Genomic DNA, 25,108 nt, shown 5'->3' with positions numbered 1-25,108 from the left:
GCTTCGATGGCGATTGAGTTACTTTCTTTTTTATATTTTTGCAAACTACATTATAAATACATAAAACCTATGAGAACACTCTTAAAAAACTCTTTGGCCTTTCTCTTGGCCTTGATGCCGGTTTTAGCTTTTGCGCAGCAGGCTCCTCTGATTATGAATGTCGGTGCCCGCCAGACTACATCCCTTGACGGACAGTGGAAAACAATCGTAGATCCTTTTGAAAACGGGTACTATGATTATCGTCTGAAACCTTATGACGGCGGTTATGCCCAAGACAAAACCTATTCGGACAAGACCCAGCTTCAGGAGTATGATTTTGAAACGGACAAGCTGTTGTTTGTTCCCGGTGACTGGAACACGCAACGTCCGCAACTGTACTATTACGAAGGGACGGTATGGTATCGGAAGCATTTTGAATACTCGCTGCAACCGGGCAAACGTCTGTTTGTGAACTTCGGTGCAGCCAATTATGAAGCCATCGTATGGTTGAACGGCAAGCGCCTGGGACAACACGTAGGCGGATTCACTCCTTTTAATTATGAGATTACCAATCTGTTGAAGGATGGTACGAACAGCCTGGTGGTGAAAGTGGATAACAAACGCCGTCCGGAAGCTGTGCCTACGGTCAATGCCGATTGGTGGAACTTCGGTGGTATCACCCGTCCTGTTACTTTGGTTGAAATGCCTTCTACTTATATACGCGACTATTATGTACAGTTGCAGAAGAATGACAAGAATATGATTGAAGGATGGGTGCAGCTGGATGGCTCTGCCAAGGAACAAAAGGTAGTACTGGATATTCCCGAATTGAAAATAAAGAAGGAAGTAACTACCGATGCCAATGGTTATGCCTCTTTCCAGGTAAAGACGAAACCTGTGCTTTGGACGCCTGAGAATCCGAAACTGTATGCCGTGAACCTTTCTTCCGAGACGGACAAAGTATCGGATGAAATCGGTTTCCGTACCATCCGCACGGAAGGTACCAAGATATTGCTGAATGACAAGGAAATCTTCTGCAGGGGTATCAGCATTCATGAGGAGACACCTTATTATAGTGGACGTGCCTATTCAAGGGATCATGCTCACACGCTGCTGAGTTGGGTAAAGGAACTGGGATGTAACTTTGTGCGTCTGGCGCACTACCCGCATAATGAAGAGATGGTTCGCGAAGCCGAGCGTATGGGATTCCTGGTATGGTCCGAGATTCCGGTTTACTGGACTATCCATTGGGAAAATAAGGATACTTACAAGAATGCGGAACAACAGTTGTGCGATATGATTGCACGCGACAAGAACCGTTGCAATATTATCATCTGGTCTATTGCGAACGAAACTCCCCACAGTGATGCGCGGTTGGCGTTCCTTACTAACTTGGCAAACAAGGCAAGAAGTTTGGATAATGTACGTCTGATAGGTGCAGCAATGGAAAAGGAAGAGGTGCAGCCGGGTGTTATGACAGTGGATGATCCGTTGGGTGATTTGCTGGATATTATCAGTTTCAATGAATATGTGGGATGGTATGACGGTGATTCGGAGAAATGCGACAGGGTGAACTGGACGTTCAGTGCGCAGAAACCGGTATTCATCAGTGAGCTTGGTGGTGGTGCTTTGTACGGACGCCATGGCGCCAAGAACGAACGTTTCACGGAAGAGTATCAGGAAGACTTGTATATCCGTCACGTCAATATGCTGAAACGCATTCCCGGACTGGCAGGTACAACGCCGTGGATATTGAAAGATTTCCGCTCTCCACGCCGCCACGTGCCCGAAATACAGGATGATTTTAATCGTAAAGGATTGGTTTCGGACAAGGGACAGAAAAAGAAAGCGTTCTTTGTGCTGAAGAAGTGGTATGAAGAGTTGGCGGAGACTTATAAATAAAAGATAGAATAAGATACGCGGACGACGCGCCGTCCGCGTATCAGACCTATTAGACTATTTAATTTCTACCGGCAATACCTTTAAATCTTCCAAACGTGAACTTCCACCATACAACAATTCGTAGTTTCCTGCTACGGGGTGCATGGTATTTGTATTCGTATCAAACCATTCGAAACTTTCATCCGTCAAGCTGATGCAAACCTCCTGCTGCTGACCGGCATTCAGCTTCACACGCTTGAATCCGCGCAACGTACGTTGTGGTGCATCCGTATCTCCGGGCTTGCGCAAATAAACCTGCACCACTTCTTCACCTTCACGCTTCCCTGTATTTGTTACGGGGATGTAAAGCAACATATCATTCTTGGCATTGTCGGCACGATAGATATGTGCATCGCCGTAAGCAAAGGTAGTGTAGCTCAAGCCATAACCGAAGGGGAATAATGGTGCATCCTTGAAATAGCGATACGTTCTTCCCTTCATGGAGTAATCTTCAAAGTCGGGCAGCTGAGCGGTATTCTTATAGAATGTAATCGGCAGGCGGCCTGCAGGATTGTAGTCTCCGAAGAGGACATCGGCCACGGCTGTTCCGCCGGCCTGTCCCGGATACCATGCCTGAAGAATGGCTTCACATCTCTCGCTTTCGGGTGTGAGTGCTACGGCAGAGCCCGAATAGTTGACGAATATCACCTTCTTGCCTGCGTCTACCAGTGCTTTCACCAGTGAACGTTGAATTTCGGGCAATTCGATGTCTGTGCGGTCGCCTCCCTTGAATCCGGGAACCGTAACGGGCATTTCTTCACCTTCCAGTGCGGGGGAGATTCCTCCGGCAAAGATGACTACATCGGCATCTTTCACTTTATCGACAGCTGCTTGCAGATTTAAAGATGCATCGCCACCGGTATGCTCGCAGCCCGGTTCGTAAATCACCTGGCCGTCCGGTAATTTGGCGCGAATACCTTCCAATAAAGTGACGGTGTGGGCGGGGAAACCATTATAATTACCCCATTGCATTACTGAATCGTTGGCATTGGGTCCCATTACGGCTACTGTCAACTTCTTGTCCAGCGGGAGAATATTATCTTTATTCTGCAAAAGAACGATGGATTCTCGTGCCATGCGCAATGCCAGATCCTGATGAGGCTTACTGTTTACTACTGAATAGGGGATAGGCCAGGCATTGCTGCTATCCATTTCGCCGAGTTGGTATCTGGCAGTGAGCAGGCGTAGCAACGATGCGTCGATACGTGCTTCATCGATCAAACCTTCTTTTACGGCTTCCGTCAGATGTCCGAATTCCGGTCCGCATTCAAGGTCGGTTCCATTCAATACGGCACTGGCAGATGCATGCGCGGCATCGGGATGAGTCTGGTGGGCATTGGGACGATAGAAATCGGAGATTGCCCAACAGTCGGAAACTACCAGACCTTTATATCCCCACTCATCACGCAATATCTGCATCAGCAGGCGGTTGCTTCCACAGCAGGGGTCTCCTTCGAAGCGGTTGTAAGCACACATCACTTCTCTTACATTTCCTTTTTGCACAAGGTCCTTGAATGCCGGCAGGTAGGTTTCCCACAAATCACGCGGGTCGATATCTTTGGCATCGAAACTGTGGCGGTTCCATTCCGGACCGGAGTGCACGGCAAAGTGCTTGGCACATGCGTGGAGTTTGTCGTATTCGGCATCTTCGGGCCCTTGCAAACCTCTGACAACGGATACTCCCATGCGGCTCGTCAGATACGGGTCTTCACCGTAGGTTTCTTGTCCGCGTCCCCAGCGCGGGTCGCGGAAGATGTTTACGTTCGGAGTCCAGAAGGTCAATCCTTGATAGATCTTCAGACCGCCATTCTTGGCAAACTCTGCAGACTTGGCTCGAGCTTCATCCGATACGGCTGTGAATGTCTGGTAAAGCAAATCGTCGTCGAACGATGCACCCATGCCAATGGCTTGTGGAAAAACGGTGGCTATGCCTGCACGGGCTACGCCGTGCAATGCTTCGCTCCACCAGTCGTAGGCTTTAATGCCCAGTCGCGGGATGGCGGGTGAACTGTTTTGCATCAAGGCTACTTTCTCTTCCAGGGTGAGCTTCCCTAATAAGATTTGCGCACGTTGCTCTGCCAAAGTGCGTTGTCCGAATACAGCGGTACTACAATATAAGACCGCTGCCAATAGATAGAATTTCTTTCGATTCATGTGGTTTTTCTTTTGGTATAGTGGTTATGAAATATTTCTGCTGTAAATTTACTCTATAATTTGTATTTATGAAAGAATCTCTACCATATATCTTACACAAAAAAAGGCTGCATCAAAATGAATTTGACACAGCCTTCTAAAAGTTTTAACCCGATATTACAGTGGAACGTATTCTACAAACGCCTCCATTGCTTCGTAAGATGCAAGACCGAGACTATCATACAGTGCAGCCGTACCGCGGTTGCGGTCTTCACTCCGTTGCCAGAACAGACGTTCGTCATTGCCCAGGAACGGTGCGCTTTCCATCTGCGACTGGTGTTTCAGGATAGAATTACGTTTGGCACGCAATTCTTCCGGACTGATAGGCACAGCCATCTCGATATTTTCGATTTCCCATTCTGCCCACGCACCACGGTACATCCAGATGCGGCAGTCTTTCAGCCATTTGGCATCTTCTTCTTTCTCCAGATCGACGGCGGCAAATACGGCATCCGTACAAACGCGGTGTGTGCCGTGCGGGTCGGCCAGGTCACCGGCAACGAAGATTTGGTGAGGCTTCACTTCGCGCAGCAGGTTGCGTACAATCTCAACATCTGCTTCGCTGATAGGATTCTTCTGAATTCTGCCTGTTTCGTAGAATGGCAGGTCGAGGAAGTGTACATGATCCAGCGGGATGTTGTTATAAGTACAAGCGGTACGTGCTTCACCACGGCGAATCAGGCCTTTGATGGTCAGGATGTCGCGCGTATCCATATCACCGTCTTTCTTTTCTTTCAGGAACTTGCGGATTTCGGCATACTTGTCGCTGATAACCTGGTCTTCGCTGTTGTTGAAGAGCTGGTTGAATCCGTTGATGAAATGCATGAAGCGGGTTACTTCTTCATCGCCTACGGCAATATTGCCGGAAGTTTCGTAAGCCACGTGCACGTCATGCTTCTGCTCTACCAGGCGGCGGATAGTGCCACCCATGGAGATAACATCATCATCGGGATGCGGAGAGAAGACTACGATGCGTTTCGGATACGGTTTGGCGCGTTCGGGACGATAGGTATCGTCTGCATTCGGCTTGCCACCCGGCCAACCGGTGATGGTGTGCTGCAGGTCATTGAATATCTTGATATTCACGTTGTAAGCAGAACCGAACAGTGCCAGCAATTCGCTTAAGCCGTTTTCGTTATAGTCTTTGTTGGTCAGTTTCAGAATCGGCTTGCCGGTCAGTTGGCATAACCAGACGATGGCGCTGCGGATCAGTTTGTCGTTCCATTCGCAAGACGTTACCAGCCAGGGGCGTTGGATACGCGTCAGGTTGGCGGCGGCGGACAGGTCGATGGCGACGTGCGCATTGTTATGGGTTTGCAGGTAAGATGCCGGGATGGTATCGGTAACTGCGCCTTCCACACATTCTTTCACCATTTTGGATTTTTCTTCACCCCATGCCATCAGATATACTTTCTTGGCGGAGAGGATGGTGGAAACACCCATCGTGATAGAGCTGATAGGCGTGCTTTCGATGCTGCCGAACATCTTGGACGCTTCGTTGCGCGAATCGTTATCCAGCAAAATCAAGCGGGTGGTAGAGTTCAGGCGCGAACCCGGTTCGTTGAAACCGATGTTACCTACACGTCCGATGCCGATCAGGGCAGCATCCAATCCTCCGAAACTCTCGATGCGTTGCTCGTACAGACGGCAGTATTCGAAGATGGTATCTTTGGCGATGGTGCTGTCCGGGCTGAAGATATTTTGCTTATCGATATCTACATGGTCGAGCAACATTTCCTTCAAGGCGTTGAGGTTGCTGTTGATGGCATCCGGAGCCAACGGATAGTATTCGTAGAGGTTGAATACGATTACGTTACGGAAACTCAGTCCTTCTTCCTTGTGCATGCGGATGAGGGCGGAATATACGTTGCGGGGAGAATTACCGCCTGCCAGTGCCAATACACAGAAACGTCCGGCTTTCTGTTTGTCACGGATTAACTGTGCGATGTCAAGCGCAACCTGGTTGGCGCCTTCTTCGGCGGATTCATAGATATCTGTCGGAATTTTTTCCAGTCGGGTCAATACCGACCGTTCAAATGCATTCTCAGGTCGGTAGTACCTGGGGGAGACTCTGTTGAGAGTGATTTGAGAGCTTAGATTGGTTTTCATAAAATTTTGGTATTAATAAATGATTAAAGCATTTCGCTGTTCTATTGAACAACAAATATACGAAAAACAATGTTCATTCGTATACTTGTTGAAGATAATTTAAGAGATGGTATAAGTTTCCGGTACAAGTTTGCCCATTGCCCATACGGCTCTTATATTCAGTTTCTCGTCCATCACGATGATGTCGGCATCTTTTCCTTTTTGAAGAGAGCCTTTGCGGTCGTATACGCCCATGATCCGTGCCGGAGTTTCGGAAGCCATGCGCACGGCATCTGCCAGCGGAATATCGGCTTTCTGTACTACGGTGCGTATCAGGCGGTCCATCGTTGCAACGCTGCCGGCAAGGGCGGAGTGGTCGGCGAGTTTGCAGACTCCGTCTTCAATGATGACGCGCGGGTCGAAGGCTTCCTGACTGTCGCTTGCGGCACATGCCAAGGCGTCTGTTATCAGGCAGGTGCGTTCCACACCTTTTATTTTATAAACCAGTCGCAGGATGGTAGGAGGTACGTGAATACCATCGGCTACTACTTCGACAGTCATATCATCCAGTAAGTAGATGCTCTCTACCGTGCCTTCGTATTTGTATTCACGGCGTTTATGGAAACCGGGCATAGCATTGTAGAAGTGGGTGGCATGGGTATATCCGGCTTCATAGGCCGTACGGATGTCTTCGAACTCGGCCTGCGTATGGGCTACTGATGCCAGGATGCCTTTGGCGGTGATATACTTGCCGAACTGCATGGCTCCCGGCAGTTCGGGGGCAGCGTCCCAGCGCTTGATGCAGGACAGGTTCTCTACAATAGGAATATACTCGTTAGGGTCGGGATTCTTGATGTTTTCCGGAAGTTGTCCGCCTGCCATCGCCATATTCAGGTAGTGTCCTTCCAGGTGCAGACCGAGAATCGGGCTGTCCTTCTCTGCCATCAGTTTGGTGCAAGTCTCTGCGGCTTGTTCTATCATCGGGACTGTGGACGAGGAAAGGGTGGGGAAAATGCTGGTGGTTCCGTACTTCATGTGGGTTTTGACGGCTGCGCGGAAAGCATCTTCGGTGCATTCCATAAAGTCGCGTCCACCACCGCCATGGGCGTGGATTTCTACGCCTCCGGGCAGTACGTACATGCCTTTTACGTCTATTAATTGTGCACCGATTACGGCGAGGTCACAATTGGTCACTTCAAGAATCTTTCCGTCTCTGATAAGTACAGAGCCGTCTTTAAGCCATCCTTGTGGAGTCAGGATGCGCGCGTTGATAAGTTGGGTCAACATAGGATTTAGGGGTTAGAGTTATTAAATTAATCATGTTGTCTTTTGACGTTGTTTCAGAGGACAAAAATAGATACTTTTTAGGGAACATGCACTCCTTCTTTTTAGGTATTTTCATTAAATACTCTAAAAATGGATGTTTAATGTTTAAGTAACAGGGTTTCTACTGTTTTGAATTTGCTATGAACTTCTAACTTGTGCAAAGATATGGCATAAGGCAAAGGTAACTTTGCAAAAAATACCAATAAATAGCATTATGAGAACAATCGGAAATTATGATGTGAAAATTTTCACAGACAATGTAGAAAATGAAGCCATTGAGCAGATAAGACAATTGATGTCCATAGGAATTTTTAGTGATTGCAAAATTCGGATTATGCCGGATGTTCATGCCGGGGCCGGATGTGTCATTGGGTTTACCGGAGATTTAGGAGGTAAAGTCATACCCAATATCGTGGGAGTGGATATAGGTTGTGGTATCTTGGTACAACCGTTTTTATGTACCGGGCAGATTGACTTTCATACCTTGAATGAACAGATACTGCATCTGATTCCTTCAGGTAGAAATATTCGAGACGGAAAAACAGTTCCGCTACCTCAGCAATACATGGAGCGGTACAGCGAGGCCAAGCGTATTATCATGCAGTTGCGGTGCTATCGTGAGTTGAAGGAAACCAAGCGGCTCAATAAAGCTATTGGTACATTGGGCGGTGGAAATCATTTTATAGAGTTGGATAAGGATGACAACGGTCTGTACTATCTCGTAGTGCATACCGGTAGTCGTAACTTGGGTAAGCAGGTGGCGCAAGTCTATCAGAAATTGGCTGTGAAGTGCCAGTCCGGATGGGATGAGATGATAGAGCAGCAGAATCGGATTATAATGGAGTACAAGCAGGCAGGGCGGAAAGATGAGTTGCAAGAAGTAATCCGCAACTTACACAACTCCTTTAAAATGCGTAAACCTTCCATTCTTCCGGAACTTTCTTATTTAGAAAATGAGTTTCGTGAAGACTATCTGCATGATATGCGGCTTTGCCAGCAATGGGCACGAATCAACCGCCGCTTGATAGCCGATTTGCTGATGGACTTCCTCACCGGACAAGGCTATGTAGAGAATCGGGGCGAATCATTCGAAAGTGTCCACAACTACATAGGCGATGATAATATCATCCGCAAAGGAGCCATTTCCGCACGGATGGGTGAGCGGTGCATCATCCCTCTCAATATGCGCGATGGTTCATTAATCTGCATTGGTAAAGGTAATGAAGACTGGAACTATTCTGCTCCTCATGGAGCGGGACGAGTGATGAGTCGCAGCCGGGCATTCAAAGAGATAGATATGGAAGATTTCAAGCTGTCTATGGAGGGCATCTATAGCGAAACCGTTGTAGAGGATACCAAAGACGAATCCCCTATGGTATACAAGCCGAAGGATGAAATCCTCCGAAATATTCAGGATACTGTTACAGTGGTGAATGTCATCAAGCCGGTATTCAACTTTAAGGCAGCAGAATAGGACTCATTCATTTCGATATAAAATGAAAAATAGAAAGGCACGAATAAATCAGTCTACTTTGAAAGAAGATAAAGACATAGTCGAGTTTATGACTCAATTATATATAGATAGTTATCTCAATGCTTACAAAGTAATCATAACAGGTGGATGCAATTTTGAAGATTATGACTATATGTCTGAAAAGCTCAACGAACTGTTTTGGTGTTCGGATATTTTTGAGGAACACTCTATAAAAATCATTTCTGGGACGGAGAAAGGAACGGAAATGCTTGCCATGCGCTATGCTGACGAGCATGAAATGACAAAGGTTCTTTTCCCCGTCAATAGAAAAGAATATTCACAGATGGCCGTCATGCTTCGAAACAGGGATATGCTGACTATCGCAACGCACCTCGTTGTCTTTGGGGACAGCGAATCCGATGAGACGGGACTGATAATAGAACTGGCTAAAGAAAAGGGCATTCCGGTTTGGGTGTTTTAGTTCCTGATCACTTTTGCAGTTACCATATTGCGTGAACGTAAGCGTCATAGGGTTATGTACCACTCGTGTGAATTTTTTCAGGTTGTAACGTGAAATGAGGCTTGTGTAGCAGAACTCTGTATGATAAAGAGAATGATAACGAACAACTTTAATGGTATGAAATCAAAATTAAACAAAAAGACAGGCTGGCAGGAAAAAAGACGGAAAGAAAAAAGTAGCGAAGACTATGCCGATATAGGCGTGGGAAATGTATGGTCTACCGATATAACACTAGCTAAAATCATAGCCGACCACCTGAGGGCGTTTCTTAAAGCGACTCAAGGACCGGGCGCATGTCCAGGTGTATTAGCTTATCAATATGGTATAGAAAAAGGATATAACGAATGGCTTAATATAATCAGAAAGATGATATATGCCTTCGAGGAATATCAGCAAATCGAGTTCGCCTTTCCTGAATGCGATGATAGTAACAATGAGGAAGACAAGGCTTCAATCATTGCCGATTTCGAAGCTTCTCGCAACTATAAAAAGGAACGCATCAGGGAGGGGATGCAACTTTTCATTGATTATTATCCTTACTTGTGGGTATAAAAAAGGGGCATTAGAATTGGGCACAATTCGAACCTGGAAGGTAATCAATAGGAGGAATGTGTTCCTTTCTACACATTCCTCCTTTGGCAAAACTATATATCAGAAAGAAGTGGCTTCTTTATTCCTTAATTTACCACAAATTATTTAATTCTTGTTCATTAAAAGAGCCAAACCACTCATGGAGTTTATGCTTGGCTCTTACCTGCATTTCTGGAGTAACATTTGCCCAAACGGCGTGTAATGCCCAAATGAGAGCTGCTAAATCATCCGAATACCCAGCTACCGGGATTGCATCAGGAATTAAATCAATCGGCAAGATAAAATACCCTAAAGCACCGAATATTTTAGCCTTATCTGCCTTAGAAACAGTAGGGTCTTGTGACACATAATATAATAACAATACTACATAAATAACTTTTAAACCAGCTTTTTTGGCTACTTTCGCAATCTTGTCCCATAATTTAGAATCAGAATAATTATTCTGATAACTTTCATATCTTATTTTATTCATAATCATATGATTTTAGTTTATAATTTGTTACACTCTTTTGGCATTCTACAGTGCTGGCGCATGCCCTCCCTTATTGCTCCCTTTCGGATGTCTCGGACATGTGCCTCCTACCATCTGCATGATGGACGAAAACTCATGTCCACAATACTTACAGGTATATTTACTCTTTTCGCTGCCTTCGTACAGCTTGTGACGACCTTTGTTGGAGCCATCTGGATGGCGGGGGCAAGTGCCGCTTGTCAATGACTGCACTGTGGGAAACTTGTGCCCACAGTATTCGCAATAGAAATTTTTCTTTTCCATATCCGTATGATTATTAGGTTGAACGATGTTTATACATAATATATATGCTACGATGATTGCTGCCGTTTTCATAGAATTTCCCTCCTCATAAATGCTTGAATCACCTCATGCCAATATTCGGGTGTAAAGGCAGCGGATGGATGGGTGACAGGAAGCACACCGACTGTATGTCCTCCGGACAGTTGATACTCCCACGTCTCGAAAGAATCACCGTTGGCAAGTATCAAGTCAGGCAGTTGATGCCCGCGATTGGGCAGATTGTTATAAAGTCGTTGTCCCCAAGCAATCATACAATTCGGACGATATGCCTCCAATATCTCGAAGAAGGCACCTTCGGATACCGCAAACTCTTCCGCTGTAGGGGCTTGGCGAGCACTGCTGATGGGAACCTGTACATAGTTGTAGAAGAGAAGGCTATTCCATAAATGAATGCGTTCTGTCTCCGAGAGTGGTTTGCCTGCCAGAGCTCGTTCGAACTTAGTATAAGTATTCTTGTAAGGTTCATGTTCACTTTGGGGATCAATGAAGTCTTGAATGATGCTGATGGTCAGTTCGGGAACGGCATCTGCCGGATGGGCACAGTAGTGGCTTTCACCCAAAATCATGATTCGGATAGCATGGGAATAGCTTGTATCTGTAAGGGAAATTCCCTTTTGGTATTGCTCTCCCACCCAGGGAAGAAAACGGACATATTTCATGATACTGTTTGTTTAATTATTCAAAATTAGCTATTACTCTTATATCGGTCAAGTTCATAATGGTCATTTGGCCGAAAGGCGAAGGTAGGGGAGGAATAAGAAAAAAGGAACATGCACTCACTGTTTTCTTATTCATCTGGTTAGGTTCTGGAAAACCTGGAGTCTAAATAGGAAAAAGTAAAGCCCATGTCCCTTATGCAGGGATACGGAACATACTTTGACCAATTATTATAGACTCCTTTGTATAAATTTTCCAGATTTAACCAGGTCCAATAATCCGTCAGTCGGTTTCGCAATATGTCATCAGCCAGTGTCGGCCGTTGCCTGTGCACTTGTAGCTTTCTGCAAAATAAACAATTTTTTGCTGAAATACCAAGCAAACGAGTTGGTTTCATATTCATGGGCTTTATTTTTTCATATTTTGATGTATACATTGTATTCTTTGGGGCAAAGCTAAGAGAACGATATGCCATAACTTTGCATAAGTGTTGTGGAATGTTGAGGTACGCATTAGGTTATTGGGAGTATCGGGATGGAGTGATATACAACTTGCCATTTTTAATTCGTTTGACCATGGTTTACTTTTCGTTTAACCATGGTCAATCGAAAAGTAAACCAGGGTTAAACGAAAAGATAACCTAGGTGTTTCGATTTGAAAAGACCATTTTCGTATCTTATAAATCCTGCTTTAGAAGATTGTTCTTAGGGATTAGCAACGTTGTTATCGCTAAATGGGCATTTGGTGTGAATTCAGTGCATTGAAAGAATCTGTCGGACTCACATCGTTTTTGATGTGAGAATTGAGGGATGATAGAAAGATTTTCTTTACTTTTAGCCAAATTTTTATGAGATGAGTATACAAGACATGTTTAGGCGATACATCTGGCTGGTAGATACCATCTACCGCGTCGGGAGAATTACTTTTGAAGAAATCAACGAACGCTGGTTGCGTACGGAAATCAGTGGAGGGAAGGAAATACCTCTCCGTACTTTCCACAACGACAGAGCGGCGATAGAGAGTATGTTCGACATCAACATTGAGTGTGACAGACGTAACGGTTACTGTTATTATATAGAAAATGCAGATGACATGAAGCGTGGTGGAGTGCGTAACTGGCTCGTCAGCACTTTTACCGTCAATAATCTTATCAGGGAAAGCCACAAGTTGAAGCAGCGCATTCTGTTTGAAGAGATACCTTCAGGCAGGCAGTATCTGGTTTCGATCATCGAGGCAATGCGCGACAGCAAAGTGCTTGAAGTGACGTATCAGAGCTTTTATCGAAACGAATCCGCCACATTTAAGATAGAGCCTTATTGCGTAAAGGTTTTCCGCCAGCGTTGGTATGTGGTAGCTCATAATCGGCAATACGACCAGATACGGATTTATGCTCTGGATCGCATCTTGAATTTGGATATAAGTGAGGAGAAATTTCTTTATCCCGAGGGCTTTGATCCGCAGGTTTATTTTGCCGCCAGTTTCGGAATTATCGTGGATGAAGAGACGGACGTGGAACGTGTTTGCCTCAAGGTATATGGCAGACAAGTGATGTATATTCGTGCGTTGCCGTTGCATCATTCGCAAAAAGAGACAGAAACTACAGAAGAGTATTCTGTTTTTGAATATCTGTTGCGCCCCACCGATGACTTTTATCAGGAGGTGCTTTCGCACGGTTCCAAGGTCGAGGTGCTGGAGCCTGTGTGGTTGCGAAATGATTTGGCGGAAGAAATGAAAAATATGTTGAAACTGTATGTGAGCGGGATGATAACTCTATCATAAACTTTTGTGTTTTCTGCCAGCCATTGGCTGAATGTCTCCTTTACTTTGTACGCAAAATAACGTATTGCGGAAAACATTTAAATAAAGAAAAGCAAGCAGTTTTCGATATTTTATTCATTTCATAACGTTTTTCAAGGAAAGTTTCTTAGTTTTGCAGCAACAGAACTGAGAGAACGTAAATAAAACGTGATCGAAAGGTCTTAAAATATTATTGAACGTCGTGGACGTGTTACTCTGAAAGTCGAAGTCTGGTAAACATCGTTAATTGTCAAGAGTAAATAAGTCCAAGCACCGTTCATACCCTGATGGGCGTGAATCTGCTTGCTTATTTCTTTGACAAAAGGTTTACCAGAGCCTGACTTTCAAGGGATAAGTGGAAGTGTGGTTCACGCTTTTTTGTGATATCAAAGAGATATATTGAATGAATTTATATAATTGAAATTATGGCACTTTATCGAATTACTGTGAAAATACACGCCCGTTCTGCTAATATGGTAATTGAACCGGGTATGAGTGTTGAAATGGCTACGATGCTTTCGCATCCGGTTACTAATCTGCAAGCTGCAGAACAATTGAATAATATTTTTAAAGCTACTTTTGGAGTAGATTTGAAAAAGATGGGATGTCTGAATTCTGGATATTTAAAGGTGGACAAAATCAAATAAAAATATGGAAAAGTTCGATACACATGAAATAGAGTTAGCTTTCAATGATTTGATTGCTGAATTGGAAAAAGTAAAACATTTGAATGATATTGCTGAAGCTCATAAAAGCAATGCTGAGTTATTAAGTCAGAAACTCAAAGAATACTATGATTTTTCAAAAGCAAAAGATATATCTTTAGCAAATACTTTAAATAGCTATGTAGAGAGAATTGCTATTATTCAACATGAAGTTGAAGGGCAGTTGACGCTTCTTAAAGATAAAATATCAGAATTGACTGATTCTAATTTAAGGGTTGTAGCTTCGGTAGAGAAGAGTTCAACTAATATTGATTCTGTGTTAACTAGTCAGACTCAGATGCTAGATGCTTTGAAGAAGCAAGAAGTAAATTTTGCTGAAGTTGTCTCTATGTTAATAAAGTTGAAAGATAGCCATCATGAAGACTTTGCAGCTTTACAAGAAAAGATGGAAGAAAAAGAACGGAATGCCCAACAGCAAGTTCAGGGACTGTCAGAACAGATAGAGGTAATTAAAAAAGGAAGTATCACAAATCGTATTTTGACTGTTACAGTGATGGCGTTGGTTATAATATTGTTGGTTCTTAATATTATTGGATAGAATGACTGTTGATGAGTTATCTTATTTGGTTTCTTCTTATCTTATAGTTGCTGATGGTGAGATTAATGATAAGGAATTGCAGGTTCTCAATGGCAGGCATAACCCTTCTGCTACTTTGACTGATGAACAGGCTAAAATTTTTGCTGATGATGAAACTAAGATTCCTATCGATAGGTTGCTACTTCAGATGCAAAATGTAACAGAAAATAATGTTAGAACTCTTTTTAAAGAATTGTTTGCTGTTGCGTATGCTGATGGCTTTTATGATCAGAGGGAAAAGAATTTTATCAATAGTATTGCTGCAAAACTAAATATATCCCAGTCTCTGTTAGTGCTGATAGAAAATGAGGTTCAAAGTAGAATCCAAGATGAAATTTGGGAAACAAGTGAAAAGGAATTTTCGTGGACTGATTCTTTGAAAGCTGCCTTCAAGGCATTGATATATGAACTGAAAGAGGATAAAGATGATGGCGAGGAATATGAATTACTTTCAGGGACTCGTTTTGTGAAGAAAGTTGAGTCTATAGCAAAAAGCTCTCAAGAAGATTTGTCGCTTGCAGAAGATTATATGATTCGATATAACTCTTTATTAAGTAACTATTTCTCGGAATTGCAAAAGAATATTGATGAAATAGAGAAAGCGAAGCGGAAAGATAAAGAGGTGACCGAGTTCATTAAAGTTGTAGAGCAGTTGAGTGATTCTATTAAGCAGAATTTGATAGATTCATTAGCTGGAAATTTGGAGGTTCTTAATAAGAAGAAGCGTACCATCAATTATTTCACGATTGCATTTATGGGGCGGACAAAGGCAGGGAAAAGTACTTTGCATAAAGTCGTTACTCATGAAGAGGAGGATGATATTGGGGTTGGTAGGTTGAGGACTACTCGATATAATAGAAGTTGGTATTGGGAAAATATCCGAATTGTTGATACTCCGGGTATTGGTGCACCTGGTGGGAAGAGTGATACTGAAACAGCCAAAACTATCATTGATGAGGCCGATTTAATTTGCTATGTTGTTACAAATGACTCTATTCAGGAAACTGAATTTGATTTTTTGAAACAACTAAAAGAAAGGAGTAAACCGTTATTTATAATATTGAATATTAAAGAAAATCTGGAGCATCCCATTCGCTTGAAACGTTTCTTGAAAGAACCTTTAAAATGGAAAACTGATCAGGGGGATAAAAACATTCAGGGACATTTTGATAGGATTCGAGAGTGTATAGGTGATAACTATGATTTTAACTTTATAGAAATTATTCCATTACAATTGTTGGCTGCGAAGTTATATTTTTCAGATAGCGAATTTTCAATTGAGGATAAGCAAGCTTTAATGGAGGGTTCTAATATCAAAGAGTTTATTTATAAGATTAAGCAGTCGGTATACAGAACTGGCAGTCTTAAGAAAACGCAGAATATAGTTGACGGGTGTGGCTATCAGATTTCTCAGATTAGAGAAACTCTGAGTGGCAAACATGATGAAATCAGTGTCTATTCTCAAGCGCTTGAAAAGAAAAAGAATGAATTAAAAGGATTTATTGGGAAAGAACGGGTGAAAGTTGCGAACGAAATAAAGGGGCATATTATTAATGCTCATAAAGAACTGAGAAATAACGCTCGGGTATTTGCTGATAAATATTATGATAGGAAATCAGATCTTGAAAAGCTGTGGAAAGAGGATGAAGATAATAAACGTGTATATAAAACTTTAGATCTGAATATACAAACGTCTGTCGGAGAATTTGTTAAGAATGTACAGAATCGGATTGAGGAGTGTTTTAGTGATTTGGCTTTCCAAATAAATCAAAAAGATATAAACAGTTCTTTATCCGGTGAGGGAATAACAGATTGGAAATTTGGAGCTAGAATAGTAAGCTCTCTACTGACATGTGCTGCAGGTATTTGGGGTGGGGCAGCTTTATTTGCTTTAACGAATTTTTGGAACCCGGTTGGCTGGGGAATTGCTGCAGGAGTAGTTGTTGCTGCACTAGGTGCATTATTGGTTGGTATGTTTACTTCCAAAGATACTAAAATAAAAAAAGCGAAGGATAAATTGTCTGAAGCTTTAGGTAAAGAGCTTGATGCTAATGAAAATAAGATGCTTGAAGATGTGCTTGGGGAGCTTAATAAAAACATTGATAATATCGAAAGTAAACTGAGTAACAGCTTCTCTATTTTATTAGATAATACAAGCTATATACTAGGTGCGTTGAAATCCATTGTTACAGAATCGGAGAAATACGAAAAGATATTTGGTGCTATCTTTGCTTATCGATTATTGCAACAGTTAGGCAAACAAAATAGAAGCAGTATAAAAGATGTCGGCATTGACCTTATTATGCAGCAGATTTCAGCAAAGCGTGTTTATGAAAAATCAATGATGACTGTACAATGTCCTTACGCTGTTGATGCCGATGAGAATGCAAGAGCTAATGAATTAACTCAATTACAAATAACCTTTATATAAAAATATGGAAACTACAAATTTGAAAATAGCAGAATTAAGCAAGAAGTTGCAAGAGTTGGTAAAAAAGACATATGATCTTTTGGATCGTACGGGTAATGAGAATATCAAGGAAGCGCTAAACAAAGAATTATCTGAGTTAAGAGAACGCGTGGAATTGAAAATTGCTTTTGTCGGACAATATAGTTCTGGGAAGTCTACTATAATTTCGGCTTTGACGGGAAATAGAGATATTAAAATTGATGCCAATGTCGCAACAGATGTTGTTTCGGAATATAAATGGAATAACATTGTTTTAATGGACACCCCGGGAATCCTGGCTGGAAAGGTGGAGCAACATGACCAAAGAACAAAAGATGCTTTAAAAGAGTGTGATTTGATTGTTTATGTATTGACCAGTCAACTTTTTGATGATGTAATCTTTGAGAATTTTATAGATTTAGCATATACGCAGAAGTTGAATGATAAAATGTTGATAGCAATCAACAAGATGTCAATGGAAGCTGGAGATTTCGATACTCTGAGGCAAAATTACTTAAATTCTATTCATTCTATATTTAAAGAGCGTGGTTATGAATTTAATTTTGAAGTAGTTTTTATTGATGCTGCTGATTATATTGAGGGATGTACAGAAGAAGATGATGATTTTATTCAGCTAAGTAATTTTAATTCTTTTATATCTACTCTAAACTCATTTGTTGCCGATAAAGGACTGATAAAAAAACAGTTTGATACTCCTGTTCGAATTTTGAAAGGACATGTTGCCGATATTGCCGTTTCTCAGGTTGACCCTAATTTGAAGATTCAAGCAGAGCATTTTTCCTCACGCATAAGAAAAAGCATGAGGGACATGGAACGCTCTTTAGCGTTGAAGCTAAATCAGTTTGAATCAGATAGTATATCTGACTCGATGAATGTATCATCTAAAATCGGTGAGATTTCAGAAACTGAGCTGGAAAATGAAGTAAATGGACTTTCTCGTCAAATTGAAGATAGAACCACTGAACTATTGACGGATATTGAAGAAATGGTAAACCAAAATTATTCAGATCTAATGTCTGAGATGGAGAATTTTGGGAGCAGGGAGTCTTTATTACTGTTTGAGAAGAATTTGGATGCAAGAATAAATTCTCCTTCTATATCTTTAGAGGAAAGAAAAAATCTGGAAAAACAAAAGACTTTCTTAAATTATTTGTCCGAAGGGGGAGCGAAATTAGCTCAAATGTCTGGAGTAAATAGTTTGAATGGAGGTATTTCACAGGCTGCAGGTAGCCAAGCACACACTATGATATATAATGTCGGGAAATTCTTTGGACATAAATTTAAACCTTGGGAAGCAGTGAAGACAGCTAGTACCTTGGGTAAAGTGGCAAAGTTTGGTATTCCTGTTGTTACAACACTTGCTTCTATAGGTTTAGATTTATATGCTAAGAATAAGGAAGAAAAGAGAACGAAAGAAATTGCGGCTGCCAAGAACCAGTTAAACGCTGATTTACGCTCTAAAATCAAATCAATAAGATGTGAAATAGAGAAGAATTTTAATCTTAGTGTAATTACAAATTATAAAGATAAATTAGAGGAAGTGGATCGTATGAAAATGGAAATTTCGAATAGTATGAGTAAGAATGAGAATATTAAAAAGGCTCTTTTAGAATTGGATGCTGAATATGTAGATTTTATTGAAATTGTAGAATAAATATAAGAATGACTATGGTTCCTGATTTTTTATATTGTAATTCAGATTATCCTCTTCCTGCAGCAAGCCTCCGTATTGAGGCTTGCATTGTCAGTGACTCCGACTTACCCTCGGGCAGTGGTGGTATTAACGGTGAAAGATATACCTATGGACAATTGCGGCATCAGCCTATTATTCCGGAATTAATGCATAATATAAAGAATCTTCAGTTGAAACAGTATGCAACAGAATGTAATTCTCGCAATGCGGTAGAAGGATTCAGAATGTTTAAAGTAGAAGGTGAATATTGCTTTTGGGGATTAAGGGTAGGGCCAATTGTAAAAGTACCATCTGTTGCAGAACTGAGGCAAATCTTATTAAGTAATGCGATGACGGTCGAAGCTGTGAGAAAAAAGCAAGTATCGGCAGGGATGATTCGAGAAATAACTTATGCTCTGCTTCGGCAAGAAGTAGCCCATAGTTGTGGAATGTCTGATAAGGAAGCTGCGCTTGCCATTGGTAATCAGTTGGATTGTGCGCCTCATGAAGATATTTCGGGTTACATATTTATGGTGCCAAACTGGGCTCATAAGTGGTTCAGACATGATGGGTATGTCTCAAAAATGCTACGGGAACTATAGATTGTAAAAGTATTATTTAGTTAGAAAAGAAAAATACGTTCTGCCCGCCGTTGGCCGAACCTCCCTCTACCTTTGCCTCCATAAATGATTGAAACATTAACTAAAGGAACATTTATGGAAATTCTGAAAGGTTTGATTAAAAGCCTCATTAATGGAGGCATTGGTGCTGTGGTAGGTGCAGCTTTTGCTGCAGCCTTCGAGTGGAAAATATGGATATTTGCTGTAATAGGCTATATCCTAGGGTGGTTGCTGCTTTCCAAATCGTTTTGGGAAGGGGTAAATGAAGCCAAGGAAGAGCTGGCTGAAGAAGATAAAAAGAGAGCGACAGAGAGTAAAGCGAAAGGAGGCAGGCATGATAAGTAAAAAGAGCGTTGCAGAATGGAGCTCCATTATTCTATGTTTGCTCCCCTCGCCATTCGCCATTATGTTGCTTTTGATCGTAGCGGGGGAAATGCGTGATTCCTGGCACATCACTAACTTCCTGGCAATAATGATATGCGCAATCATCGGGCTGATTGCTCTGTTGTTTGCTTCCTGGATATTGGGTAAGTTTATCTATTTTATAATCAAGTAGAAAGGAGGAAATGATGAGAGGGTGTCTTACTACCGTAATATTCTTGTTTGCGTTAAGCGGCTTATCTACGTTAATGCTTACTATAGCCTTTTTCTTGATTGCCATTATCGATCCGGGCGCACCGAGCCCGTTTGAATTGCAATGGTACACAGTGGTCATATTATTGGTTTATATTATTGTATTTTTGAAATTAATTATAAAAGGAAGCCGTATGCTGAGTCATTCAATCTGTGACTTCCTGTTTGGAAAGGAGGATGAGCTATGATTTTTAAGTATAAATTTTGTCTATGGTTGATTGATACACTTAGTTCCCAACCACTGACCTTACCGGAAATTCAGAAGAAGTGGATGAATGCATCAGCCAATGAAGATGGAGAGCCATTGGCAGTACGTAGTTTCGGACGTTATCGCCGTTTGGCAGAATCGCTGATGTATGTAGACATTGATTGCGACAAGAGCACTAATTTGTATAGAGTGATACGACCGGAGAGTTTTAAAAACCGCGATTTGCAAGAATGGCTGTTGAGTGCTTTCCGGATATCATGTCTGGCAGAGCGGGTAAATCAGCATGAAGAAGTTATGATAGAACCGGCTCCTCCTGCTGCCGGTTTGCTGCAGGAAGTGATGGATGCTATTGACAAAGAGTATCCGCTCCGCTTTGTATATAAATCCCACTATCAGGAAGAGAAAAGTATAGAACTGATTCCTGCCTTTGTACGTCTTTTCAAACAACGCTGGTATCTCATAGGAGAAGTCAAGGGAAAAGGTCATCCTATGACGTGTGCATTGGAACGTATGAAGCAAGTGGAAACGTTGGAAGGCAAAAAGATAAAAATCTCTCCGAAACTGCGGAAAACACTGAAACCGGAGACTTACTTTGAACACTGTTTCGGCATCATCCGACAGTTTGAACCGATAACGATCCGTTTCCGTGCCTTTTGGCCGCAAGATGCTTACATAAAAGATGTACCTCTCCATTCCTCACAAGTGGAGGTTGCGCATACCGAAGATTATACGGACTTTGAGATTTTTGTGCGTCCTACTTATGATTTGAAGCAAGAATTGCTGTGGCATCGCGACAAACTGGCCGTACTTTCTCCTGAGTCGTTCCGACAAGATATGATATCCGTGCTTCGTGCCACTCTTGGTGGTTATGAAACGGGAGTAGGTCATGCCATTGATGAATAAGGCTGATATTTGTTCTTCAAAACATTTTATTCCTTATCTTTGTTCCATCTTTAAACTACTTACTTAAAAAAAGCATGCGTATGAAGAACTGGAGAATTGAGGCAATCATTATTTCTATTGGTATCATCATGCTGGGCGTGATGATAAAAAATGGTATCAACGACTTTAAAGACAAGGATCGTATTGTGAGTGTAAAAGGCCTGGCAGAGATGGAAGTGCCTGCTGATAAGGTGATCTGGCCATTGGTATATAAAGATATCGGCAATGATCCTGCTCTTCTTTATGTAAATATGGAGCAGAAGAATAAAGCTATCGTGACGTTCCTTGAAAAGAATGGTATTGCAAAGGACGAAATAGATATTGCTCCTCCGGAAGTAATTGATATGCAGGCCGAGCGTTACGGAAACCGCGATATACCTTATCGATACAATGCAACTTCCGTTATCACGGTCACTTCTAAAAATGTAGATAAGGTGCGGAAACTGATGTCCGAGCAGGCTGAACTCTTGAAACAAGGCATCGCCATCACCGGTGGTGATTATAAGTATAATGTATCATACGAGTTTACCGGTCTGAATGACATCAAGCCGCAAATGATTGAAGAGGCCACTAAGAATGCACGCGCCGCAGCCGAGAAGTTTGCCAAAGATTCAGATAGTAGCTTGGGGAAAATACGGAATGCCTCGCAGGGACAGTTCTCTATTTCCGATCGTGACGCTAATACTCCTTATATAAAGAGTGTACGCGTAGTCACTACTGTAAACTATTATCTGAAGAGATAAAGAAGCGGTCCGCATCTTTCCATGCGGGGAATTTCTGCCTGAACTCTTTGAGTGCAGTGAGATTGAGTGTGGCTGTAGCAACGCCTTCTTCATTATCGGGTACACTGGCCAGGAGTTCGCCTTTGGGAGAATAGATAACGCTGCCTCCACTATGTGGAAGTTTATGATTATCCGTACCAACACGGTTTACTCCGCAAACGTAGCTTATATTCTCCAATGCGCGGGCGGGCAATAAGATGTCCCATACTCTGCGACGGGGAACAGGCCAGTTGGCAACATAGATAAGAAGATCGTATTCATTGTCTACATTGCGGCTCCATACCGGGAAACGGAGGTCGTAACAGACGAGCAGAAGGATATTCCAGCCGCGATAGGATATGATAGGGCGTTTGTTGCCGGAGGTGAAATGTTCCGTTTCACTGCCCATGCGAAAAAGATGGCGCTTGTCGTAATAATAAGTATTACCTTCGGGGGTGAGAAAGAAAGCACGGTTGTAGTAAGATGGCTGCTCATCGGGTGAGGATGATGTTTTGCAAGCAATGTAACTGCCGGTAATGGCGAACTGAAACTCTTCAGCCCATCGGCGTAGCGTTGTTATAGTTTCTCCCGTCACCGGTTCGGCCAGATGTTCCGTGTCCATACTAAAACCGGTGGAAAATGTTTCCGGTAAAACAACAATCTCCGTTGTCCCGCGAAGAGTTTCTAACTTTTCGCGGAGGCGACGGAGATTTTCTTGTTTGTTTTCCCAAACGATGTCTGTTTGCAGAATACTTATGCGCATAACTTTCTTATTAAACTTCTCCTAAATCAAAGTTTTTGGGATTCTTTCCTCTGAAGTTCTTGTAATAAAGCTTTATTTCATGCATATCTTTGGCCATATCTCCACTGGGCATAATGGCTTTAGTGCATGAAATAGTTTTTGAGGGATAATCGATCCCGACGAGCACAATAGGCACTTGCGCCTTGAGTGCTATGTAATAGAAACCTTTTTTCCAATTAGGATTAGCCTTGCGGGTTCCCTCCGGAGTGATGGCGAGATGGAAGTGCTTGCTGCTTGCAAATTTTTCGGCCATCTGGTCCACTAAGGATGATTTGCGTCCCCGATTTACGGGAATACCGCCAACTGCCTTGAATATCAGTCCCAACGGAAAGAAGAACCATTCCTTCTTCATCATGAAGCTGGTTTTGCGTCCAATGGCTCCATAATACAATTTGCCGATAAATAAATCCCAATTAGAAGTGTGGGGTGCTGCACAAACTATGCACTTATCATAGTTTTCCACCGTCACATTTGTTTTCCAGCCTAAAAGGCGATAATAAATGAAACTATAAAGGGCTTTCTTCATTTTATTTCAATTTGCCCATTGCTTCAATAATTTCGCCTACTTTTGCGTTGAAATCAGAAAGGAATTTCTTGTAGAAACCTTTTACATTTCCCGGCTCGGTATGACTGATGCGGCTTACAAACTCATCTTGCATCTTCAGAATCTCTGCCATCAGCTCATCTGCTTTCTCTTTATCGGTTCCGGGGACATACATACTGTGGACAAGGCATTCTGTGAAAAGTTCGCCTGCAATATAGTTGATATTCTTCTTTAAATTCTTTCTACTTGCCATAATCTTTACATTTTAAATGAATACTGTGAATTATATCCGGTAAAGATACTGTTTTTTATTGTTACTATGGAAGAAAAGGACGTTTTTATGTGTTTTTAATGAGTGAGGGAGTGTGGAATTATTCTACAATTTGTGGATGCATTCTACAGGATAGTTAGGATTATCGGGGATAATATTAGGATTGACCTCTATTACTGTTGCTTGATATATAGTATGTTATGTAAAAAGTGGTTGCAGTATCAACATGTTTGGCATCTGATTTGTTATTTACAAATAGAAACAGGGTTAAATTTAATAAACGAACAAGCATGAAACTGGTTTTATCTAAAAAAGAAATGAAGCTAAGCAAGAAGAGGATACTGATAATAGCAGCCTGTCTGGTTGTATTGTTGGTAGGCTATTTTATTCTGACTTGGCCAAAGAAAGTCCAACCCGAAGCTCCTACCGTAATAGTGGAGCCTGCGGAGAAAGGCGATGTGGAGATATATGGCGAATATGTAGGCCGTATCCGGGCGCAGCAATTTGTAGAAGTACGTGCGCGTGTAGAAGGATATCTGGAGAATATGCTTTTTGCAGAAGGAAAGTATGTGACGAAGAATCAAGTCCTTTTTGTTATCAATCAGGATCAATACCGGGCTAAGGCTGATAAAGCCCGCGCACAATTGAAGAAAGATGAGGCGCAGGCGTTGAAAGCGAAGCGCGATCTGGAACGTATCCGCCCGTTGTATGCACAAAATGCTGCCAGTCAGTTGGATTTGGACAATGCCCAGGCTGCGTACGAAACGGCAGAGGCTTCGGTCGCTATGAGCCAGGCCGATTTGGATCAGGCGGAACTGGAGCTGGGATATACACTTGTCCGCTCTCCGCTGTCAGGACATATCAGTGAAAGAAATGTAGACTTGGGTACTTTGGTAGGACCGGGTGGAAAGTCATTATTGGCAACAGTGGTGAAGAGTGACACCGTATTGGTGGACTTCAATATGACGGCGTTGGATTACTTGAAAAGTAAGGAACGGAATATCGATATTGGTCGCCAGGATTCTACACGTTCCTGGCAGCCGAATATCACGATTACTTTGGCTGACAATGCTGTTTATCCTTATAAGGGTTATGTAGACTTTGCAGAACCGCAGGTTGACCCGCAGACCGGAACTTTCTCCGTACGTGCAGAAATGCCGAATCCTAACAGCGTGCTGCTTCCGGGGCAGTTTACGAAAGTGAAGTTGTTGCTGGATGTGCGCGAAGATGCGATTGCTGTTCCTCAAAAGGCAGTCACTATTGAAAAAGGTGGTGCTTACATCTTTGTGATGCGCCGGGACTCTACGGTTGAGAAGCGCTTCATCGAACTAGGACCTGAATTTGGCAATAATTGGGTGGTTGAGCGCGGCTTGGCTGCCGGTGAACAGGTGGTGACGGAAGGTTTCCATAAGCTTACTCCGGGTATAAAAGTACGTGCGCAGGCTGCTGTTCCTAAAGAAGACGAAGAACAGAAATCAAAGGAGAACAACCCTTCAAAGTAAT

The 25,108-nt window shown here is 42.5% G+C and carries 24 protein-coding genes; 15 read left to right on the top strand and 9 right to left on the bottom strand.

Annotated features, from left to right (window positions below; genetic code table 11):
- Positions 1–69 precede the first annotated feature (69 nt).
- Entirely contained in the window at positions 70–1,881 is a 1,812-nt protein-coding gene (locus tag AAE250_RS13680; RefSeq protein WP_294602165.1) for a glycoside hydrolase family 2 protein, read from the top strand.
- A gap of 54 nt (positions 1,882–1,935) precedes the next feature.
- Here AAE250_RS13680 and AAE250_RS13675 read toward each other — a convergent pair whose 3' ends face one another.
- The 3 genes from AAE250_RS13675 to nagA all read right to left on the bottom strand — a co-directional run bounded on the left by AAE250_RS13675 (position 1,936) and on the right by nagA (position 7,488).
- Positions 1,936–4,074 carry a glycoside hydrolase family 3 C-terminal domain-containing protein gene (locus AAE250_RS13675; RefSeq protein WP_294602163.1) on the bottom strand — a complete coding sequence of 713 codons (2,139 nt, stop codon included), beginning with the start codon at positions 4,072–4,074 and terminating at the stop codon, positions 1,936–1,938.
- A 156-nt stretch (positions 4,075–4,230) separates the two neighbouring features.
- Positions 4,231–6,222, bottom strand: a complete 1,992-nt coding sequence (locus AAE250_RS13670) for a glucosamine-6-phosphate deaminase (protein ID WP_294602160.1) — start codon at positions 6,220–6,222, stop codon at positions 4,231–4,233.
- 99 nt (positions 6,223–6,321) lie between these two features.
- Positions 6,322–7,488, bottom strand: coding sequence for an N-acetylglucosamine-6-phosphate deacetylase (gene nagA / locus AAE250_RS13665; RefSeq protein WP_294602157.1), 1,167 nt, complete (start codon positions 7,486–7,488; stop codon positions 6,322–6,324).
- Positions 7,489–7,741: 253 nt separating this feature from the next.
- Between nagA and AAE250_RS13660 the strand changes: the two genes are divergently transcribed.
- The 3 genes from AAE250_RS13660 (at position 7,742) to AAE250_RS13650 (ending at position 10,073) form a co-directional block, all read left to right on the top strand.
- On the top strand, positions 7,742–9,001 hold the full coding sequence (locus tag AAE250_RS13660) for an RtcB family protein (RefSeq protein ID WP_294602155.1): 1,260 nt from the start codon (positions 7,742–7,744) through the stop codon (positions 8,999–9,001).
- 22 nt (positions 9,002–9,023) lie between these two features.
- Positions 9,024–9,482 carry an SLOG family protein gene (locus tag AAE250_RS13655; protein WP_342289051.1) on the top strand — a complete coding sequence of 153 codons (459 nt, stop codon included), beginning with the start codon at positions 9,024–9,026 and terminating at the stop codon, positions 9,480–9,482.
- Between the two features lie 156 nt (positions 9,483–9,638).
- Positions 9,639–10,073, top strand: a complete 435-nt coding sequence (locus AAE250_RS13650) for a hypothetical protein (protein ID WP_294602149.1) — start codon at positions 9,639–9,641, stop codon at positions 10,071–10,073.
- A gap of 130 nt (positions 10,074–10,203) precedes the next feature.
- Here the strand turns inward: AAE250_RS13650 and AAE250_RS13645 are convergent, their stop codons facing one another.
- From AAE250_RS13645 to AAE250_RS13635, 3 genes are all read right to left on the bottom strand, one after another.
- Positions 10,204–10,584 carry a YkvA family protein gene (locus tag AAE250_RS13645; RefSeq protein WP_294602147.1) on the bottom strand — a complete coding sequence of 127 codons (381 nt, stop codon included), beginning with the start codon at positions 10,582–10,584 and terminating at the stop codon, positions 10,204–10,206.
- Between the two features lie 45 nt (positions 10,585–10,629).
- Positions 10,630–10,887, bottom strand: coding sequence for a hypothetical protein (locus AAE250_RS13640; RefSeq protein ID WP_294602144.1), 258 nt, complete (start codon positions 10,885–10,887; stop codon positions 10,630–10,632).
- Between the two features lie 68 nt (positions 10,888–10,955).
- Entirely contained in the window at positions 10,956–11,585 is a 630-nt protein-coding gene (locus AAE250_RS13635; RefSeq protein ID WP_294602141.1) for a hypothetical protein, read from the bottom strand.
- A gap of 850 nt (positions 11,586–12,435) precedes the next feature.
- Here AAE250_RS13635 and AAE250_RS13630 point away from each other — a divergent pair.
- From AAE250_RS13630 to AAE250_RS13585, 10 genes are all read left to right on the top strand, one after another.
- The gene (locus AAE250_RS13630; protein ID WP_294602139.1) at positions 12,436–13,362 is read left to right on the top strand and encodes a helix-turn-helix transcriptional regulator; all 927 of its coding nucleotides are present in this window, start codon (positions 12,436–12,438) and stop codon (positions 13,360–13,362) included.
- Positions 13,363–13,805: 443 nt separating this feature from the next.
- Positions 13,806–14,027 (top strand): DUF6140 family protein, encoded by a 222-nt coding sequence (locus tag AAE250_RS13625; RefSeq protein WP_294602136.1) that lies wholly within the window; start codon positions 13,806–13,808, stop codon positions 14,025–14,027.
- Positions 14,028–14,031: 4 nt separating this feature from the next.
- The gene (locus tag AAE250_RS13620) at positions 14,032–14,643 is read left to right on the top strand and encodes a hypothetical protein (RefSeq protein WP_294602133.1); all 612 of its coding nucleotides are present in this window, start codon (positions 14,032–14,034) and stop codon (positions 14,641–14,643) included.
- A gap of 1 nt (position 14,644) precedes the next feature.
- Entirely contained in the window at positions 14,645–17,113 is a 2,469-nt protein-coding gene (locus AAE250_RS13615; protein WP_294602130.1) for a GTPase, read from the top strand.
- 4 nt (positions 17,114–17,117) lie between these two features.
- Positions 17,118–18,806, top strand: a complete 1,689-nt coding sequence (locus tag AAE250_RS13610) for a GTPase (protein ID WP_294602128.1) — start codon at positions 17,118–17,120, stop codon at positions 18,804–18,806.
- A gap of 14 nt (positions 18,807–18,820) precedes the next feature.
- Entirely contained in the window at positions 18,821–19,426 is a 606-nt protein-coding gene (locus tag AAE250_RS13605) for a hypothetical protein (protein ID WP_294602126.1), read from the top strand.
- 114 nt (positions 19,427–19,540) lie between these two features.
- Complete coding sequence (locus AAE250_RS13600) at positions 19,541–19,789, top strand: hypothetical protein (RefSeq protein ID WP_294602123.1); 249 nt, start codon at positions 19,541–19,543, stop codon at positions 19,787–19,789.
- Positions 19,779–20,000, top strand: coding sequence for a hypothetical protein (locus tag AAE250_RS13595; RefSeq protein ID WP_294602122.1), 222 nt, complete (start codon positions 19,779–19,781; stop codon positions 19,998–20,000). Before AAE250_RS13600 ends, AAE250_RS13595 begins: the two co-directional genes overlap by 11 nt.
- 261 nt (positions 20,001–20,261) lie before the next feature.
- Positions 20,262–21,188 (top strand): WYL domain-containing protein, encoded by a 927-nt coding sequence (locus tag AAE250_RS13590; protein WP_342289050.1) that lies wholly within the window; start codon positions 20,262–20,264, stop codon positions 21,186–21,188.
- An 80-nt stretch (positions 21,189–21,268) separates the two neighbouring features.
- Positions 21,269–21,970 (top strand): SIMPL domain-containing protein, encoded by a 702-nt coding sequence (locus AAE250_RS13585; protein WP_294602118.1) that lies wholly within the window; start codon positions 21,269–21,271, stop codon positions 21,968–21,970.
- On the opposite strand, the gene AAE250_RS13580 is transcribed toward AAE250_RS13585, so the two are convergent.
- From AAE250_RS13580 to AAE250_RS13570, 3 genes are read right to left on the bottom strand one after another with little or no spacing between them, the layout of a single operon-like run.
- Complete coding sequence (locus AAE250_RS13580) at positions 21,942–22,751, bottom strand: amidohydrolase (RefSeq protein WP_294602115.1); 810 nt, start codon at positions 22,749–22,751, stop codon at positions 21,942–21,944. The genes AAE250_RS13585 and AAE250_RS13580 overlap by 29 nt on opposite strands.
- 10 nt (positions 22,752–22,761) lie before the next feature.
- Entirely contained in the window at positions 22,762–23,316 is a 555-nt protein-coding gene (locus AAE250_RS13575; RefSeq protein WP_294602112.1) for a lysophospholipid acyltransferase family protein, read from the bottom strand.
- A gap of 1 nt (position 23,317) precedes the next feature.
- Positions 23,318–23,587 (bottom strand): hypothetical protein, encoded by a 270-nt coding sequence (locus AAE250_RS13570; protein ID WP_294602109.1) that lies wholly within the window; start codon positions 23,585–23,587, stop codon positions 23,318–23,320.
- Between the two features lie 308 nt (positions 23,588–23,895).
- Between AAE250_RS13570 and AAE250_RS13565 the strand changes: the two genes are divergently transcribed.
- Positions 23,896–25,107, top strand: coding sequence for an efflux RND transporter periplasmic adaptor subunit (locus tag AAE250_RS13565; RefSeq protein WP_294602106.1), 1,212 nt, complete (start codon positions 23,896–23,898; stop codon positions 25,105–25,107).
- The last annotated feature ends 1 nt before the right edge of the window (position 25,108 follow it).

The organism is Bacteroides sp. GD17 (assembly GCF_038448625.1).
Taxonomy (GTDB): domain Bacteria; phylum Bacteroidota; class Bacteroidia; order Bacteroidales; family Bacteroidaceae; genus Bacteroides.
The sequence above is the reverse complement of the archived record's forward strand: the minus strand, read 5'-3'. Positions and strand labels throughout refer to the sequence as shown.

What these genes read in the sequence shown, in the direction of transcription:
- AAE250_RS13640 (WP_294602144.1), bottom strand. Translation starts at nt 10,887, where the DNA reads ATGGAAAAGAAAAATTTCTATTGCGAATACTGTGGGCACAAGTTTCCC.
- AAE250_RS13585 (WP_294602118.1), top strand. Translation starts at nt 21,269, where the DNA reads ATGAAGAACTGGAGAATTGAGGCAATCATTATTTCTATTGGTATCATC.
- AAE250_RS13605 (WP_294602126.1), top strand. Translation starts at nt 18,821, where the DNA reads ATGGTTCCTGATTTTTTATATTGTAATTCAGATTATCCTCTTCCTGCA.
- AAE250_RS13650 (WP_294602149.1), top strand. Translation starts at nt 9,639, where the DNA reads ATGAAATCAAAATTAAACAAAAAGACAGGCTGGCAGGAAAAAAGACGG.
- AAE250_RS13670 (WP_294602160.1), bottom strand. Translation starts at nt 6,222, where the DNA reads ATGAAAACCAATCTAAGCTCTCAAATCACTCTCAACAGAGTCTCCCCC.
- AAE250_RS13610 (WP_294602128.1), top strand. Translation starts at nt 17,118, where the DNA reads ATGGAAACTACAAATTTGAAAATAGCAGAATTAAGCAAGAAGTTGCAA.
- AAE250_RS13680 (WP_294602165.1), top strand. Translation starts at nt 70, where the DNA reads ATGAGAACACTCTTAAAAAACTCTTTGGCCTTTCTCTTGGCCTTGATG.
- AAE250_RS13580 (WP_294602115.1), bottom strand. Translation starts at nt 22,751, where the DNA reads ATGCGCATAAGTATTCTGCAAACAGACATCGTTTGGGAAAACAAACAA.
- AAE250_RS13635 (WP_294602141.1), bottom strand. Translation starts at nt 11,585, where the DNA reads ATGAAATATGTCCGTTTTCTTCCCTGGGTGGGAGAGCAATACCAAAAG.
- AAE250_RS13625 (WP_294602136.1), top strand. Translation starts at nt 13,806, where the DNA reads ATGGCACTTTATCGAATTACTGTGAAAATACACGCCCGTTCTGCTAAT.
- AAE250_RS13655 (WP_342289051.1), top strand. Translation starts at nt 9,024, where the DNA reads ATGAAAAATAGAAAGGCACGAATAAATCAGTCTACTTTGAAAGAAGAT.
- AAE250_RS13630 (WP_294602139.1), top strand. Translation starts at nt 12,436, where the DNA reads ATGAGTATACAAGACATGTTTAGGCGATACATCTGGCTGGTAGATACC.
- AAE250_RS13660 (WP_294602155.1), top strand. Translation starts at nt 7,742, where the DNA reads ATGAGAACAATCGGAAATTATGATGTGAAAATTTTCACAGACAATGTA.
- AAE250_RS13595 (WP_294602122.1), top strand. Translation starts at nt 19,779, where the DNA reads ATGATAAGTAAAAAGAGCGTTGCAGAATGGAGCTCCATTATTCTATGT.
- nagA (WP_294602157.1), bottom strand. Translation starts at nt 7,488, where the DNA reads ATGTTGACCCAACTTATCAACGCGCGCATCCTGACTCCACAAGGATGG.
- AAE250_RS13645 (WP_294602147.1), bottom strand. Translation starts at nt 10,584, where the DNA reads ATGAATAAAATAAGATATGAAAGTTATCAGAATAATTATTCTGATTCT.
- AAE250_RS13600 (WP_294602123.1), top strand. Translation starts at nt 19,541, where the DNA reads ATGGAAATTCTGAAAGGTTTGATTAAAAGCCTCATTAATGGAGGCATT.
- AAE250_RS13575 (WP_294602112.1), bottom strand. Translation starts at nt 23,316, where the DNA reads ATGAAGAAAGCCCTTTATAGTTTCATTTATTATCGCCTTTTAGGCTGG.
- AAE250_RS13675 (WP_294602163.1), bottom strand. Translation starts at nt 4,074, where the DNA reads ATGAATCGAAAGAAATTCTATCTATTGGCAGCGGTCTTATATTGTAGT.
- AAE250_RS13565 (WP_294602106.1), top strand. Translation starts at nt 23,896, where the DNA reads ATGAAACTGGTTTTATCTAAAAAAGAAATGAAGCTAAGCAAGAAGAGG.
- AAE250_RS13620 (WP_294602133.1), top strand. Translation starts at nt 14,032, where the DNA reads ATGGAAAAGTTCGATACACATGAAATAGAGTTAGCTTTCAATGATTTG.
- AAE250_RS13590 (WP_342289050.1), top strand. Translation starts at nt 20,262, where the DNA reads ATGATTTTTAAGTATAAATTTTGTCTATGGTTGATTGATACACTTAGT.
- AAE250_RS13615 (WP_294602130.1), top strand. Translation starts at nt 14,645, where the DNA reads ATGACTGTTGATGAGTTATCTTATTTGGTTTCTTCTTATCTTATAGTT.
- AAE250_RS13570 (WP_294602109.1), bottom strand. Translation starts at nt 23,587, where the DNA reads ATGGCAAGTAGAAAGAATTTAAAGAAGAATATCAACTATATTGCAGGC.